Raw genomic sequence first — 15,291 nt, 5'->3', positions numbered from 1 at the left:
TACGATCCCCCTTCTATTATAGCCCCTTTGTTCTATCGATCTGCCAAACCTGGGGTTTAATAAATCCCATGAGCCATCATGGATGCGGCAACCTTCTGGAATCCGGCAATATTGGCTCCTGCTACATAATTGCCCTCCATGCCGTATTCTTTTGCGGCATCTTTGATCGATCTGTAGATATTTACCATGATGCCATGTAATTTTTGGTCTACTTCTTCAAAGGACCAGGCCAGCCGCATACTGTTCTGGCACATTTCCAGGGCGGACGTGGCTACCCCGCCTGCATTGGCAGCCTTTGCCGGCCCAAACAGAATTTTGTGATCCTGATACAGTTTAATTGCTTCACTGGTCGAAGGCATATTGGCTCCTTCCGCCACTGCCATGACACCGTTTTCAATCAGGGTCGCCGCTTCTTTGTCGTTGATTTCATTTTGGGTGGCGCAGGGCAAAGCAATATCACATTTGATGTTCCAAATGCCCCGGTAGTTTTCGGAATACTCAGCTTCGGGATGATAATTCAAATATTCTTTAATTCTCTTTCTTTCTACTTCTTTTAGTTGCTGGATTACTTTCAGATCAATGCCGTTTTTATCATAGATGTAGCCGTTGGAATCGGACATGGCCACAACTTTCGCGCCATAGGCCTGGCATTTTTGGCAGGCATAAATGGATACATTGCCCGATCCGGAGATTAAGACGGTTTTTCCGGCCAGCTCATGGCCGTGGTCTTCCAGCATTTCTTTTAAGAAATAGACTAAGCCGTATCCGGTCGCTTCCGTACGGGCCAGCGAACCGCCGTAAGGAATCCCTTTCCCGGTCAAAACGCCGGCTTCCGTGGCATTTTTAATTCTCTTATACTGTCCGTATAAAAAACCGATTTCTCTGCCCCCTACACCGATATCACCGGCAGGGACATCAATATCCGGACCAATGTGATGGGACAATTCATGCATGAAACTCTGGCAGAAGCGCATGACCTCCCGGTCGGATTTACCTTTGGGATCAAAGTCTGAACCACCTTTACCTCCGCCAATGGGAAGTCCGGTTAAAGAGTTTTTAAAGATTTGTTCAAATCCCAAAAATTTGATGATACCTAAATTGACCGAAGGATGGAATCTCAAGCCGCCTTTGTAGGGTCCGATGGCACTGTTAAACTGGACTCTGAATCCCCGGTTCACGTGGATCTTGCCCTGATCATCTTCCCAGGGGACCCGGAAAAGAATTTGTCGTTCCGGCTCTACGATGCGCTCCAATAAACCAGTCTCAGCATATTCGGGGTGCCTTTCGATCACTGGTGCAAGTGACTCTAAAACCTCTTCCACTGCCTGGTGGAATTCCGCTTCACCTGGGTTCCGTTTTTTTACGGTTTCAAATACTTCCTGAACATACGACATCAGATCATCCCCTTATAAGTAATTTATGACAAAAGGCGCCAGAAGACCTTTTGTTACCGGTTCATGAGCACATTGTATAATGTTCATTGTATACTACAACCACCCGCTATCTCAAATTATATTACAGGGTGTCAATTTTTTCTATTATTTTTTTAATAATTAAATTACGCTTTTTTTCAGTCTAAGGGAATTTTGCTATTTTGAATAATATTCTTTCATAAGAGCAATTAATAACATATAATTATAGTCAAATTGTTTTTTATTTCAGTTCGATGCGACTTTATTCCGGGAAAGGTGAGAGCGGTGAAAGGGGAAAAGTATTCTTCGGAAAGAAGAGCCCTTCATGATCAAATATTAGCGGAGACGATCAATCAGCCTCCCTCGGATTTTCCCCTGGCCGTGTTTATCGGCGGCGGGGCAGCGGCAGGAAAAAGCACTCTTCGTGATCAAGTGATCATTCCCTGGCTGGGTATCTCCCCTGTCATTATTGATGCCGACATCATGAAAGCCAGATTGGTCCTGAACCCGTGCCATAGTTTGGCTTCTGAAAAAACAGGTATTGAAATACATAAAGAAAGTAAATATATTGCCCAGAAGGCCATTTATTTGTGCCTGGACAACAAAAATTCCTTTATTTATGATTCCAGCTTAGCGGCCCCGCCGGATGAATATCTTCCTTTTATCCACCGGGCTAAAAAAGCCGGCTATCATTTAATAATTGTGGGTGTTTATACCTCGGAAGAGGTAGCCCTGACCCGGGAAAGAAAAAGATTTCAAAAAATACACCGCAAAGTGCCGGAGCGGATTTTTCGCTATTTTCATCACCAGTTTCCCGTGACCTTTATGGCTATTGAAGATCAGTTTGACCGCATGAGAATCTATGATAATTCCTTTGAAGGCGCTTCGGGGAGTGTGATCGCAGAAAGGGACGGCTCCGGACTTCATATCATCAATGGGGAAAAATTTCGGGAATTCATGGAGAAAGCGGCCCAAAATCAATAGCATCCAATAAAAAACCCCGCCTGAAAAGACGGGGTTTTCACATCATTCATTTTACACAATACCTTGTTCCAGCATGGCATCGGCCACCTTAACAAATCCGGCCAGGTTGGCTCCCTCTACATAATTAATGTAGTCGCCGTGTTTGCCAAAACGCACACACTGTTCATGAATATTCTGCATAATATTTCGTAACTTCTGGTCAACTTCTTCTCTGGACCAGTTGTATCTCATGCTGTTTTGGGCCATTTCCAGTCCGGATACGGCCACGCCGCCGGCATTAACAGCTTTTCCGGGGGCAAAAAGTATTTTTGCTTCTTGGAATACTTCGATCGCCTGCAAGGTGGAGGGCATATTGGAGCTTTCCGCCACACACCAGCACCCGTTTTCAATCAGGTTTTTGGCATCCGGGCCGTCGATTTCGTTTTGAGTGGCCGTAGGCACCGCAATATCGCAAGGTACTTCCCAAGGACGTTTCCCTTCTACCCATTTCAAATTGAATTCATTGGCATAGTCTTTCGCCGGTCTGCGGTGGATCACCCACAGGTCCTTGAGAAAATCAAGTTTTTCACCTTTGATGCCGTCCGGATCATAGACATATCCGTATTCATCCCCAATCGTGACCACTTTACCGCCCAGTTCATTAATCTTTTCAATAAAGTAGGTGCCTACATTTCCATATCCCGAAATGGCAATGGTTTTGCCCTCTACGGTTTCGCCCCGGGTCTTAAGCATTTCCTCCAAGAAGTATACCGTTCCGTACCCGGTGGCTTCCGGACGAATCAGGCTCCCGCCCCAGGTAATTCCTTTTCCCGTAAGTACGCCGGTAAATTCGTTCTTCAGTTTTTTATATTGGCCAAAGAGATAGCCGATTTCCCGGCCCCCTACGCCGATGTCACCGGCAGGAACGTCGGTGTTGGGTCCAATATGGCGGAAAAGTTCGCTCATGAAAGCCTGGCAGAAGTGCATCACTTCGTTGTCGGATTTTCCCCTGGGATCAAAGTCGGAACCTCCCTTTCCCCCTCCCATGGGCAGCGTGGTTAAACTGTTCTTCAAAACTTGTTCAAAGGCCAAAAATTTCATTACACTTAAGCTGACGGTGGGGTGAAATCTTAATCCCCCTTTATAGGGGCCGATGGCACTATTCATTTCTACCCTGTAACCCCGGTTAACCTGGACTTCTCCTTTATCATCAACCCAGGGTACGCGAAAGATGATGGCCCGCTCCGCTTCTACCATGCGCTCCAGTATCTTTGCTTTCTGATACTTGGGGTTTTTGTCGATGAAGGGCATAATACAAGTGGCCACTTCCTGCACTGCCTGGTGAAATTCTTTTTCACCGGGATTCTTTGCCATAACTTTTTGCATAAATGATTCAAGATTTCCCTTTAGACAGTTCTCTCCTGTAGACATAGGTAAAGCCTCCTTTGTGATGAGAAAATTGATTTGACATACTTGCCGAATAAATCGCTTTTATTCAGGCAATTCAATAAATTGTACATTGTATTATGTATACAATCCTATTATAAAACGTCTTGCTGAATTTATCTAGATGGTTTTTTCATTTTTTACCCATTTTTCTGATCTTACCACAGACAAAAACAGACAAGAATGATTTTTATACCTGTTTTTGTGATATTTTTTCCAAGTTCCTATGTTCTCTCAACTCTTTTCTGGCTTACCACGGCCTGAGCCACGGCTATCAAAATAGACCCATCTTAATTTTCACTATTATTGAACACTCCTTAGAGCCTGCTTAGTATTTCTTATTCAGATGTTTAAAAATTAAAATTCCTATGATATATTGGAATACCAAAAATCCAGCTAAATATGTTATTATCAGCTTCGAATTTTCTATGATATTAAGACTCCCTATTATGGAAAAGATTACAATAGACACAGACATTACTATCAGCCCAATAATATACGCATATCTTCCAGATTTATCCCGCAGAATTGTTTTTCTTTCGTCATGCAATTCAATGGTTTCATTTTCAATTTTTTCTTGATATTTGTCTTTATTTTCCGGTCGGGTCCAATAATAATATTTCCATAAGATAACTGCTCCACCGCAAATCCCTGCCCCTGTGAACCCAAATAATAGGCTTTCTAGTCTTGACTCAAAATTCAGCGCAATAACTAAGCAAACAATTCCTATAAACAAGTATATCAGCCCTATATACAGGTTACTTTTTTTCATTCTCCCCTCTCCCTTCATAAATAAATATTTCTTCAATTGATTTTTGAAAGTAAGCGGAAATTGCAAAGGCTAATTCTAGCGAAGGGTTATACTTCCCTGTTTCTATTGAACTGATTGTTTGCCTTGAAACTTTAAGCGCCTTTGCCAAATCTTCTTGATTAAGTCCTATAAGCTTTCTAAGCTCTTCAACTTTATTTTCCATTTAACCACCAACCATCTCTTCCGGTGACAAGGTACCTTTACATCTATTGTAAAGGCTTTCTCCCACTTTGTCAAGTTTCCTTTACATCTATATAAAAAAGAGTACTGTCTCTTAAAAATCATTAAGAAACAGTACCCGTCTTTCATTTATGCAAAATCTTTCAAGCCCTTGGTATATAAAGCTTCAGGGGCTTCAACCATACTATTTAAGCCTTATTTTGATTGGTCTTTATTGTTAACAGCGGCGTTTCTGTGAATAATATAACACAAAGAATATTTTAATAAAAATTTAGAGTTGCCAAAGTACTAGTACCCATATAAAACTATTCTTTATAGTAAACTATATATTCTCTAACCAAGACCTTATCTTTGTTGGCTGCATATATTTGAATAAAATTGTATACTCCTTTTTCTGATTGAGAACCGCCATTGTCACCTGTCCAAAGTCCTACAGTAAAACTATATCTACCATCTTCTAATTTCATTTTGCCACTAAAATTAAACGGACCATTTATAACTATATAGTCTGCATTTTCGCAAGTTCCACTGATTGTGAATGAAGCTTTATTGGTTATTTTAGGAATTTCATTATCTAGCTTTATAACCGGTATTTTATAGTCCGGATCCTCATTTGCACTGTCAGTATATTCTTTTTCTTGAATTTCTTCTTGGTCTTCTTTTGTAAACTCATAAAATACATTTATTTCTTTTTGGATGTAAATTTGAAAATTCATAATTAAATCTTCCCTTATCATCTATCCGGATTTTGTTTCCACAAACAAAAACCGGCAGGCAACTCTAAGGTCACCCGCCGGAGTCAATTTGATGCTATGTTTTGTATTGCCTTACTTCTGTCCAGGCTTCCTCCGCTTACTGCGACACAATCATAATAGACTAATCATCATTTTTTCGCATTATGGAACACTCTAGGAATAAATTATACAAGATTTCTGACTAACTTCACAAAATAAAAACACTGCAAAAAATTTCAATGTAAATCAGTTTTCAGTATACCTATTCTTCGATAGGAATTACAATTTTCTTTTTAAATAATCCTTTACCAACCAATAAAATAATCTTTCCATTTTTTTCAATCTTCTTTATAGGCTTCCCCAACTCCTTTTCCAACATTGTAATAGTTTCTTCATCGGGTATTCCTATAATTCCAATTGCTGCTGCCTCTTTTTTTTCCATACTTCTTTTCAGCATAAATACTCCTTACTTCACAACATCTACTAATATTTATTATAGCTTATTTATAACCTACTTCACAGTTATTACAGTATGTCAGAATCATGTCTCTAGAGTTAATTTACTTAACGTTCATTTTAACATATTTTTCTGGTCCGTCACAAAACAATTTTTCTTTAATTGAAAATATTATAACAACAAGGGTGCTGCCACCTAATCTTATTAAGTGACAGCACCCTTGTTTTCGTTTTGAAACTTACTTCGATTGGTCTTTGTTGCTTATCACCGCCTGGGCTGCCGCCAACCGGGCGATAGGCACCCGGAAAGTGGAACAACTGACAAAGTCCAATCCCAGTTTGTAACAGGTTTCAATGGAGTCCGGATCTCCTCCATGTTCGCCGCAAATGCCGATCTGCAAGTCCGGCTTGGTGGTACGGCCCAGTTTCACCGTTAAATCCATTAATTTGCCTACCCCAAGGGGATCCAGGGTCACAAAAGGATTTTCCTTCAAAACCTTGGCATCAATATAATGCTGCAAGAACTTGCCTTCCGCATCATCCCGGGAAAAGCCAAAGGTGGTCTGGGTTAGGTCATTGGTACCGAAAGAGAAAAAGTCCGCCTCCCGGGCAATTTCGTCTGCGGTGAGGGCAGCCCGGGGAACTTCGATCATGGTGCCTACGGTATATTCGAATTCGACCCCGGTTTCTTTCATCACCTGTTCCGCTATTTCGATAGTCTGTTTTCTCAGGAAAGCCAATTCATTGACGTGAATCACCAAGGGTATTTCCACTTCAGGGATTGCTTTTACCCCTTCTTTGGTCAACTGGGCTACTGCCTGGAATATTGCCCTGGCCTGCATGGCATAGATTTCCGGGTAGGTGATGCCTAAACGGCATCCCCGGTGGCCCAGCATGGGGTTGAATTCATGCAATGCTTCCACTTTTTTCAGCAAAACTTCTTTTTCAGTGATCAGTTCCGGGTCCCCTCCGGTACATTTTAATGTGGTAATTTCCACGAGCAATTCTTCCCGGTTCGGTAAAAATTCATGTAGAGGCGGATCCAGCAAACGAATACACACGGGATATCCTTCCATGGCTTCTAAAATGCCGTAAAAATCTTCCTGCTGGAAAGGCAGAAGCTGATCCAAGGCTTTTTGTCTTTCTTCTACGGTTTCCGCCAGAATCATCTGCTGCACAATAGGCAAGCGCTCCTGCTGCATGAACATATGCTCGGTCCGGGTCAGCCCGATTCCTGCCGCCCCGAAATCCCGGGCTTTTTTGGCATCCTCCGGGGTATCGGCATTGGCCCTGACCCCCATGGTTCTGATCTCGTCGGCCCAGCCTAAGAATTCGGCAAATTCACCGCCCAATTCCGGCGCCAGGGTAGGAACCTGACCCAGTATTACCTGACCGGTAGCCCCGTCAATCGAAATTAAATCTCCTTCCTGCACCGTGATCCTGCCCACCGTGAAACATTTTTGTTCATAATCAATTTTCAGCGCTTCACAACCGCATACCGCCGGCTTGCCCATTCCCCGGGCCACCACGGCGGCATGGCTGGTCATTCCTCCCCTGCTGGTCAGAACGCCCTGGGCCATGACCAACCCATGAATATCATCGGGGGTCGTCTCGGTGCGGACCAGGACTACTTTTTTGCCTTCCTTACCCTGCTTTTCCGCATCATCGGCATCAAATACTACTTCTCCCGAGGCCGCTCCGGGGGAAGCCGGTAAACCTGTAGCAATAATATTTAATTTTGCCTTGGTATCAATGCGGGGATGCAAAATCTGATTGATCTGCTTGGGATCCACCCGGAGCATCGCTTCTTCTTTACTAATTAGACCTTCATGGACCATATCTACCGCCGCCTTCATGGCTGCAGCGGCAGTTCTTTTGCCGTTTCTCGTCTGAAGCATGTAAAGTTTGCCCTTTTCCACGGTAAACTCAATATCCTGCATGTCGCGATAGTGCTTTTCCAAGCGCTGGCTGATCTGGACAAATTGCTGATAAATTTCCGGCATATCCTGCTCTAAGCTGGATATGGGCTGGGGGGTACGGATCCCGGCCACCACATCCTCGCCCTGGGCGTTGATCAGGTACTCCCCGTAGAGCTTCTTTTCTCCAGTGGAAGGATTCCGGGTAAAAGCGACTCCGGTACCGCAGTCATCGCCCATATTTCCGAAGACCATGGCCTGAACATTTACAGCAGTGCCCAAATCATCAGGGATCTTGTTATGTTTCCGGTAAACGATGGCCCGGTCACTGTTCCAGGAACCAAATACCGCTTTGATGGCAAGCAGCAATTGCTGATAAGGTTCCTGAGGGAAGTCGGTACCGGTATGTTCTTGGTAAAGCTGCTGATATTTTCCAATAATTTGTTTTAAGGCTTCCGCATCAAGCTGATGGTCAAACCCCACTCCCTGCTCCTCTTTGGCCCGGGCCAGGATCTCTTCAAAAGCATGATGGGGTACGCCCATGGCCACATCACCAAACATTTGAATAAAGCGCCGGTAGCAGTCCAGAGCAAACCGCGCATTCCCTGTGGCCTGGATCAAGCCTTGCACGGTAACATCGTTTAACCCTAAATTCAGAATGGTATCCATCATGCCCGGCATGGATATTTTCGCTCCGGAGCGCACAGAAACGAGAAGAGGATTGACGGCATCCCCAAATTTTTTGCCGATTTGCTGCTCCAGATCCTGCAAACCTTTTTGCAGTTGTTCTTCCAAACCGGCGGGAAAGGCACGCCCTACTTCATAATACTCATTGCATGCTTCCGTGGTAATGGTCAATCCCGGAGGAACCGGCAAGCCGATATTGGTCATTTCCGCAAGATTGGCCCCTTTTCCGCCCAGCAGGTCTTTCATTTCCGCCTTTCCCTCATGAAATAAGTAGACATACTTTCTGTTAGACATTTTTCTCCCCCTTATAATATATCTCTAGTACTTTACTGGCTGTCTCTTCTACCGCCCGGTTTGTCACATCGATGACGGCGCAACCAACTTTACGAAAAATGCTTTCCGCATATTCCAACTCTTCAATGATGCGGTTGGGATTGGCATAATCCGCTCCCGACCCTAAGCCAAGTACTTTCAGCCGCTCGCTTCTGATATCATTTAATAGTTGGGATCTGATGGTAAGCCCAATAATTTTCTTAGGCGGTATCTCGAATAGCTCTTCCGGCGGAGCTACCTCCGGTACCAAAGGCAGATTGGCGGCTTTGATTTTTTTGTGTCCCAAATACATGCACACGGGTGTTTTAGAAGTCCTGGACACGCCAATTAAGACAATATCGGCTTTTTTAAATCCCCGGGCATCCTTGCCGTCATCATACTTTACGGCAAATTCGATGGCATCTACCTTGCGGAAATACTCATCATCCAGTTTTCTTAAAAGACCTGTGGCCATTTTCGGCTGCATCCCGGTAACCCGGGTTACTGCCTCCATAGTAGGCCCCAATAGATCTACACAAGGGATGTCATGTTCCACAGAAAGCCGGCTGATGGCTTCGCGCAGTTCTTCAATTACCACGGTATAGGTAATCACACTGTTGTATTTGACAGCTTCCTGGAAAATAGCTTCTATGTCGCTCACTTCCGCAACATATGGCACCCGACGGATATTGACATGTCCCCCGTCGAATTGGCTGCCGGCAGCCCGGGCCACCAGCTCCGCAGTTTCACCCAATGAGTCTGAAACAACGAATATTACCGGATCACTTGTTTTTTCGTTCATATGAACCCCCTTATTTGCCTTCCACTAATTCCAGGAAAATTCTCGTGATATTGGTTTTGGTAAACCGGCCCACCACTTCCAGATTACCCTCATGACCCGGATCACCGGCACAAAGCCGCACCACCGGAAGGGCGTCAATCTGATGTTCAATAATTTTTTTTGCGGCATCGAAAACGGATTCATCCAAAAAAGTGGTAATAATATTCGGCATCCTGGTCATGATTACTTTTACAGGTATTTTATGAAGATCTCCCTGACCTAATGTAACTTTTAAAAGATCTTTTCGGGAAACTACTCCTTGCAAAAGCCCTCCCTCGCTCACAATAAAAAGGGAACCGACATCTTCAACAAACATGGTCACAATGGTATCATAAACAGATGCCTCTTCTTTTACGACAATGGGGATTGATTTAAAGTCATTTACTTTCATTTCTTGGATCTTTTCTGAGATAAAAGACCGGGAATCGTCTCCCACATAATAGTACCCCACCCGGGGTCTGGCATCAATTAACCCGGCCATCACCAGGATGGTCAAATCTGCTCTCAATGCTGCCCTGGTTAAATTGAGGTGTTGGGCTATAACTTCCCCTGTTATTGGGCCCTTTTCTTTTACGATACCAATAATCTCTCTTTGTCGAAACGTAAGCTGAATAGTAGCCACCACCCCTCATAATCTACCGAAAACTACATTATGTCATACTATTTAACTAAAAACAATATATTACTACTATATTTAAATGTACTCCCCCGGTCAATAGGATTTTCCTATAAATTGGCATATTTTAAAAAATATTATCCCGTTTTCGGGGTCCGGACACCGGTTGCCAGCTACCGGAAAAAATTATCAGAAAGTTGCTGTAAAAAAAAATCAAGTTGCGGGTTACGTCAACTTGATTTTTTAATGTATAAATGCTCCCTGCTCTTGTTTTCCCGGTTCCCGGAAAGCCCCTTTGGACTAAGAAAATTTTTAAACTACCAACTGTGAAAGGTCGGCTATGCCCGTGACGTAATCGGCAATCTGCTTTAATAAAGCCAGCCGGTTCTCTTTAATGTCGGTGTCATCAACCATCACCATCACAGCGGTAAAAAAATGATCAATAGGTTCCCGGAGATCCGCTACAGCCCCTAAGGCCTTCTGATAATCTTTCCTGCCGATATAGGCATCGGCCTTTTCCTTGACCTTGAGAAATTCCTGGTAAAGGCAGGTTTCTTCCTCGTAGGTAAACGAATCCGGCCTCACATCGTTCTTGACCGCGTTTTTCGCCAGATTAGCCGCCCTGGTAAAGCCGGTAATCAACTGGTGGAACTCGGTGCTTTCTCTGAATTCACTGATCGCCACCGCTTTTCTCCGGATTTCGGAAAGATGATCCAGGTCCGCCGCCAAGACCGCATTAATCACGTCATACCGTATTCCTGCCTCTGTCAGCACATTGTCCATGCGCTGTTTAAAAAAGGCCAGGATATCCGACAATGTTTTTTGCTCATCCTGGGGGAAAACAACCTGCTCTTGAAGGAGCTGGTAGGCTTTTCGCACCAGATATGGGAGGGAAATCTCCAGGTTATGGTGCAGAATGGTGTGCACCATACCCAAAGCCTGTCTTCTTAAAGCATACGGATCTTGGGACCCGGTGGGCTGAATATTCATACCGAAGAAGCCCACAATACTGTCCAATTTATCCGCAAGGGCAACAGCTGTTCCCACTCTAGACTGGGGTACCATATCTCCCGCAAACCTGGGCTGGTAATGCTCTCTGATCGCCGTGCTCACCGCGGTATTCTCTCCGGCGTGCCGGGCATAGTATTCGCCCATGATCCCCTGAAGCTCAGGAAATTCGTAGACCACATTGGTGACCAGATCGGCCTTGGACAGGTATGCCGCGCGCCGGGTATCCCTAATTTCTTCCGGAGAGAAGCCTAATTGCTGGCCGATATATTCCGCCAGCTTCTGGACCCGTTCCACTTTGGCGTACAAACTGCCCAATCTTTCGTGGAAGACAATGCTTTCCAGTTTCGGTACATGATCCGCCAAATTCTTTTTCAAGTCTTCCGTATAAAAGAACTCCGCATCCGCCAGCCGTGCCTTCAAAACCTTTTCATTGCCGGCCGTGACAATATCCAAATGTTCCGCTAAACCGTTGCGCACCGTGATAAATTTCGGGAGCAGGCTTCCATCTTCTTTTAACACCGGAAAATATCTTTGGTGCTCCCGCATCGGTGTAATCAACACTTCTTTGGGCAGGGCAAGATACTTTTCTTCAAAACCGCCGCACAAAGCGGTGGGATATTCCAGCAGATAGGTTACTTCCTCCAATAATTCGTCATCCGGCAGCACCTGGCCGCCGCTCTTCCCGGCCGTTTCCTGGATCTGCTGCCAGATCAGCTGTTTTCTTTCATTTTGGTCCACGATACAATAGTTTTCTTTTAGTTTGGGGATGTACTGATCAGGAGAGGCTAATTCTACGATGCCCTGGCCGAGAAAACGATGGCTGCGGCTTTCTCTTCCTGCTTTCAGTCCCTCCACTTCCACAGGAAGCACCTCGTTGCCGAATAAAGCCACCATCCACCGGATGGGACGGGCAAAACGCATCTCTAAATCACCCCAGCGCATAGGTTTGGGGAAATAGAGCTTGTGCACAAGGTTTAAAAGGATGCCGGGAAGAACCGTTTCCGCCCCTTGTCCTGCCGCTTTCTTCGTCGCAAAAACATATTTCCCCGCCGGGGTTTCTTTGATAGCCAGATCTTTTACCTCTACCCCTTGTCCCCGGGCAAAACCCAGGACCGCTTTGGTCGGGTTGCCTTCCCCATCAAAGGCTGCCTTTTCTGAAGGTCCTTTCACCTCTTCCTGCACATCGGCCTGTTTTTCCGCCAGACCCTCAACCAGAAGGGCAAGTCTCCGGGGCGTCCCGTACACATGGATGTGAGAAAAAGCCAGACGGGCCTCTTTGAGGCTGCTCTCCCCTAATTCTTTCATCTGTTTTAAAGCCGACGCCATAAAACGAGCAGGTATCTCTTCCGTGCCTATTTCAAATAACAGATCCTTTGCCATCATTTATGCCTCCTTCACATCCATGGGATCTTTGGTATCAAGGGCTTTGTTTGCGGCAGGACGAGACTGCAGGAGGGGAGGAAGCCCCATGGATTCACGTTTTGCCCCATCCTTGATAAGAGGAAAGCCCAGATCCTCCCGCTGCTTCACGTATGCCACGCTAACAACTTTCGCCAAGTTGCGCACCCGGGTAATGTAGCTCTGCCGCTCGGTGACACTGATGGCACCCCGGGCATCCAACAGGTTGAAAGTATGGGAGCATTTCAGTACATAATCGTAGGCGGGCTGAACCAGCCCTTTCTCTACCACCCTTTTAAACTCCTCTTCAAACATATCAAATAGTTTGAACAGCATCCCGGTATCCGCGACCTGAAAGTTGTAATAAGAATAATCCACTTCCGTCTGGTGGTGCACGTCACCATAAGTAATCCCATTTACCCACTCAATGTCAAAAACACTGTCCACCTTCTGGATAAACATGGCCAGCCGCTCAATTCCGTAAGTAATTTCCCCGCTCACGGGTTTGCAGTCCAATCCCCCGAACTGCTGGAAGTAGGTGAATTGGGTTACTTCCATGCCGTCCAGCCAAACTTCCCAGCCCAAGCCCCATGCTCCCAAATTCGCTGATTCCCAGTTATCCTCCACGAGCCGGATATCGTGCTCCTCAGGTTTGATGCCGATGGCCCGCAGGCTGTCCATGTACAATTCCACAATATTATCCGGAGAAGGCTTCAGGATCACCTGGTATTGATAATAATGCTGAAGCCGGTTGGGATTCTCCCCGTACCTGCCGTCGGTAGGCCGCCGGGACGGTTCCACATAGGCCACATTCCATGGCTCCGGCCCCAAAGCCCGCAGGGCTGTGGCCGGGTTCATGGTTCCGGCACCCTTTTCCATGTCATAGGGTTGTTGGATAATACAATTTTGTTCACCCCAGAATTTGTTTAACGCTAAAATAAGATCCTGGAAATTCATTTTCTTTCCCTCCAAATAAAAATTCAGCAGACCCACTTTGCTGGTGGACTTGGGACCCGCAGGCCGATGAACTTACCGGAAAACAGATAAAAAAATAAAAACCCCTGGCCATGCAGCAATAAAGCTACAGGGACGAGAGGTTTGTTTCCCGCGGTTCCACCCTGATTGACGTAATAGTCCGTCTCAATCCGGTATCCATATCATACCATTCTTTGATAACGGAGGATGACTCCGGTTCAGGCTATTTGCCTTGCTTTCACCCGACTGCTCCTGAGTGCCTTCCCCAGCATGGGCTGCCGGTTTCCACCCTCCCGGCTCTCTTTTGCGGGTTATGCTGCCCCGCCTGAAAATTACTGGGTACTTGTCTCGATCGTCACAACTTTATTTAACTTGTCAGGTTAAACTTTAGCAAAATTAGGCCTTATTGTCAACGTCATTTTCCCGGTCCGGATCTTGATCCGGATCATCGTTTCGTTTCACTTCCAGAGAATATTTGTTCATTAAGGCCACAACGGAGCCCACAGCCCCCACTACGGCAACTCCGGGAATGGCCAGAGCACCTACCAGCCCCAGAACTCCCGCTGCGGCCGGTACTTCCGCCACCGGTTTTCCTTCCTTTAACACCCGGATTTTGGCATCTTTTCCTTTCTCTATCGCGCCCTGCAAACCATGCCAAAGGTCTTTTCCCTGCTCCATTGCCTTTTTCTCCGGGGAATTAGCCTGCTTTTCCAAATAAATGATGGCATCTATCACACTTCCCTCGCTTTTTTCCAAAGCCTCCTTGGCCATGCCGTAGCTAACGCCGGTCCGGTCTTTGATTTGATCTATCTTTTTTAATGTATCATCCATCATGATCACTCCTTCTATGAGCATTTATGCCCGTAGAAGAATAATTTTATGCAGGGGAAATGGAGCGAATTTCACTTTCATAAAAGAGTGCCCGGGTTTTTCACTCTTTTATATCCTTTGGTAATTTAACGATAAAATTTAAAACATGGTTACCTATTTTCCTCAATTTTTCTCATAATTTTAAAAATGCTTATATTGAATAATTCTAGAATCAATAATAAAATTATAAGAAAAATATTTTCTACTTGCCCCATTAATATATGCATCCATGCATGATCAAGTACAAATTCTGGTTGAACATTAAAAATTTTATAAAAATATACTGTCAAGCCTCCTCCAAGCATAACTAAACTAAAATCAAGAAAAGCAATACCTAAAATGTATGTGATATTTAATCTAAAAAATATTCTGAGTATAACACAAAATAATACTAATAGCACAAGGGTATGTGTGCCAAGCGGTATCTGAAAATAAATATATAATTTGCGTACCAACCAAATTACTAGTCCAAATACAAATACAGGTACTAATACATTTTTAGTTTTATACTTAACGCTAAAAAATTTTAATCCTGTCAAAATCATTAAAAGAGATTGTATCATATAGAAAAATATTATTACCTTAAGATCTTCCATTAAAGCCTCCTGATATTTAGATTATTTATTCTCTTTTACTTTCTTAAATTAAGTAGGAAAAACTTCT

14 protein-coding genes are annotated in these 15,291 nt (G+C 44.6%); 1 reads left to right on the top strand and 13 read right to left on the bottom strand.

The window, feature by feature from the left end; all coding sequences use genetic code 11:
• Positions 1-56 precede the first annotated feature (56 nt).
• Positions 57-1,394 carry an NADP-specific glutamate dehydrogenase gene (gene gdhA / locus DCMF_RS23590; protein ID WP_148136691.1) on the bottom strand — a complete coding sequence of 446 codons (1,338 nt, stop codon included), beginning with the start codon at positions 1,392-1,394 and terminating at the stop codon, positions 57-59.
• Between the two features lie 303 nt (positions 1,395-1,697).
• On the opposite strand from gdhA (DCMF_RS23590), the gene DCMF_RS23585 reads away from it, so the two are divergent.
• Positions 1,698-2,396 (top strand): zeta toxin family protein, encoded by a 699-nt coding sequence (locus DCMF_RS23585; protein ID WP_214658847.1) that lies wholly within the window; start codon positions 1,698-1,700, stop codon positions 2,394-2,396.
• Between the two features lie 51 nt (positions 2,397-2,447).
• On the opposite strand, the gene gdhA (DCMF_RS23580) is transcribed toward DCMF_RS23585, so the two are convergent.
• The 12 genes from gdhA (DCMF_RS23580) to DCMF_RS23525 form a co-directional block, all read right to left on the bottom strand.
• Entirely contained in the window at positions 2,448-3,806 is a 1,359-nt protein-coding gene (gene gdhA, locus DCMF_RS23580) for an NADP-specific glutamate dehydrogenase (RefSeq protein ID WP_148136689.1), read from the bottom strand.
• A gap of 343 nt (positions 3,807-4,149) precedes the next feature.
• A complete protein-coding gene (locus DCMF_RS23575) occupies positions 4,150-4,593 on the bottom strand; it encodes a hypothetical protein (RefSeq protein WP_148136688.1) in 444 nt (147 codons plus the stop codon).
• On the bottom strand, positions 4,580-4,795 hold the full coding sequence (locus DCMF_RS23570; RefSeq protein WP_148136687.1) for a helix-turn-helix transcriptional regulator: 216 nt from the start codon (positions 4,793-4,795) through the stop codon (positions 4,580-4,582). The genes DCMF_RS23575 and DCMF_RS23570 overlap by 14 nt, the downstream gene beginning before the upstream one ends.
• Positions 4,796-5,117: 322 nt before the next feature.
• The gene (locus tag DCMF_RS23565) at positions 5,118-5,528 is read right to left on the bottom strand and encodes a hypothetical protein (protein ID WP_148136686.1); all 411 of its coding nucleotides are present in this window, start codon (positions 5,526-5,528) and stop codon (positions 5,118-5,120) included.
• A 280-nt stretch (positions 5,529-5,808) separates the two neighbouring features.
• On the bottom strand, positions 5,809-6,003 hold the full coding sequence (locus tag DCMF_RS23560) for a hypothetical protein (protein ID WP_148136685.1): 195 nt from the start codon (positions 6,001-6,003) through the stop codon (positions 5,809-5,811).
• A gap of 238 nt (positions 6,004-6,241) precedes the next feature.
• Positions 6,242-8,899, bottom strand: a complete 2,658-nt coding sequence (gene ppdK, locus DCMF_RS23555) for a pyruvate, phosphate dikinase (protein ID WP_148136684.1) — start codon at positions 8,897-8,899, stop codon at positions 6,242-6,244.
• Complete coding sequence (locus tag DCMF_RS23550; protein WP_148136683.1) at positions 8,892-9,719, bottom strand: pyruvate, water dikinase regulatory protein; 828 nt, start codon at positions 9,717-9,719, stop codon at positions 8,892-8,894. Before DCMF_RS23550 ends, ppdK begins: the two co-directional genes overlap by 8 nt.
• A 10-nt stretch (positions 9,720-9,729) precedes the next feature.
• Entirely contained in the window at positions 9,730-10,371 is a 642-nt protein-coding gene (locus tag DCMF_RS23545; RefSeq protein WP_148138051.1) for a helix-turn-helix transcriptional regulator, read from the bottom strand.
• 315 nt (positions 10,372-10,686) lie between these two features.
• Positions 10,687-12,768 (bottom strand): glycine--tRNA ligase subunit beta, encoded by a 2,082-nt coding sequence (glyS, locus tag DCMF_RS23540; protein ID WP_236860110.1) that lies wholly within the window; start codon positions 12,766-12,768, stop codon positions 10,687-10,689.
• Positions 12,769-13,740 carry a glycine--tRNA ligase subunit alpha gene (glyQ, locus tag DCMF_RS23535; protein WP_148136682.1) on the bottom strand — a complete coding sequence of 324 codons (972 nt, stop codon included), beginning with the start codon at positions 13,738-13,740 and terminating at the stop codon, positions 12,769-12,771.
• 414 nt (positions 13,741-14,154) lie between these two features.
• Complete coding sequence (locus DCMF_RS23530) at positions 14,155-14,592, bottom strand: DUF4342 domain-containing protein (RefSeq protein ID WP_214658845.1); 438 nt, start codon at positions 14,590-14,592, stop codon at positions 14,155-14,157.
• 146 nt (positions 14,593-14,738) lie between these two features.
• The gene (locus DCMF_RS23525; protein WP_148136680.1) at positions 14,739-15,224 is read right to left on the bottom strand and encodes a hypothetical protein; all 486 of its coding nucleotides are present in this window, start codon (positions 15,222-15,224) and stop codon (positions 14,739-14,741) included.
• Positions 15,225-15,291: the final 67 nt, after the last annotated feature.

The sequence above is a fragment of the Candidatus Formimonas warabiya genome, from assembly GCF_002777255.1.
GTDB classification, from domain to species: domain Bacteria; phylum Bacillota; class Dehalobacteriia; order Dehalobacteriales; family Dehalobacteriaceae; genus Formimonas; species Formimonas warabiya.
The sequence above is the reverse complement of the archived record's forward strand: the minus strand, read 5'-3'. Positions and strand labels throughout refer to the sequence as shown.

Coding starts and splice junctions, on each gene's coding strand:
- DCMF_RS23570 (WP_148136687.1), bottom strand. CDS start 4,795: ATGGAAAATAAAGTTGAAGAGCTTAGAAAGCTTATAGGACTTAATCAA.
- DCMF_RS23560 (WP_148136685.1), bottom strand. CDS start 6,003: ATGCTGAAAAGAAGTATGGAAAAAAAAGAGGCAGCAGCAATTGGAATT.
- glyS (WP_236860110.1), bottom strand. CDS start 12,768: ATGATGGCAAAGGATCTGTTATTTGAAATAGGCACGGAAGAGATACCT.
- gdhA (WP_148136691.1), bottom strand. CDS start 1,394: ATGTCGTATGTTCAGGAAGTATTTGAAACCGTAAAAAAACGGAACCCA.
- DCMF_RS23530 (WP_214658845.1), bottom strand. CDS start 14,592: ATGATGGATGATACATTAAAAAAGATAGATCAAATCAAAGACCGGACC.
- DCMF_RS23575 (WP_148136688.1), bottom strand. CDS start 4,593: ATGAAAAAAAGTAACCTGTATATAGGGCTGATATACTTGTTTATAGGA.
- ppdK (WP_148136684.1), bottom strand. CDS start 8,899: ATGTCTAACAGAAAGTATGTCTACTTATTTCATGAGGGAAAGGCGGAA.
- DCMF_RS23525 (WP_148136680.1), bottom strand. CDS start 15,224: ATGGAAGATCTTAAGGTAATAATATTTTTCTATATGATACAATCTCTT.
- DCMF_RS23550 (WP_148136683.1), bottom strand. CDS start 9,719: ATGAACGAAAAAACAAGTGATCCGGTAATATTCGTTGTTTCAGACTCA.
- DCMF_RS23565 (WP_148136686.1), bottom strand. CDS start 5,528: ATGAATTTTCAAATTTACATCCAAAAAGAAATAAATGTATTTTATGAG.
- gdhA (WP_148136689.1), bottom strand. CDS start 3,806: ATGTCTACAGGAGAGAACTGTCTAAAGGGAAATCTTGAATCATTTATG.
- glyQ (WP_148136682.1), bottom strand. CDS start 13,740: ATGAATTTCCAGGATCTTATTTTAGCGTTAAACAAATTCTGGGGTGAA.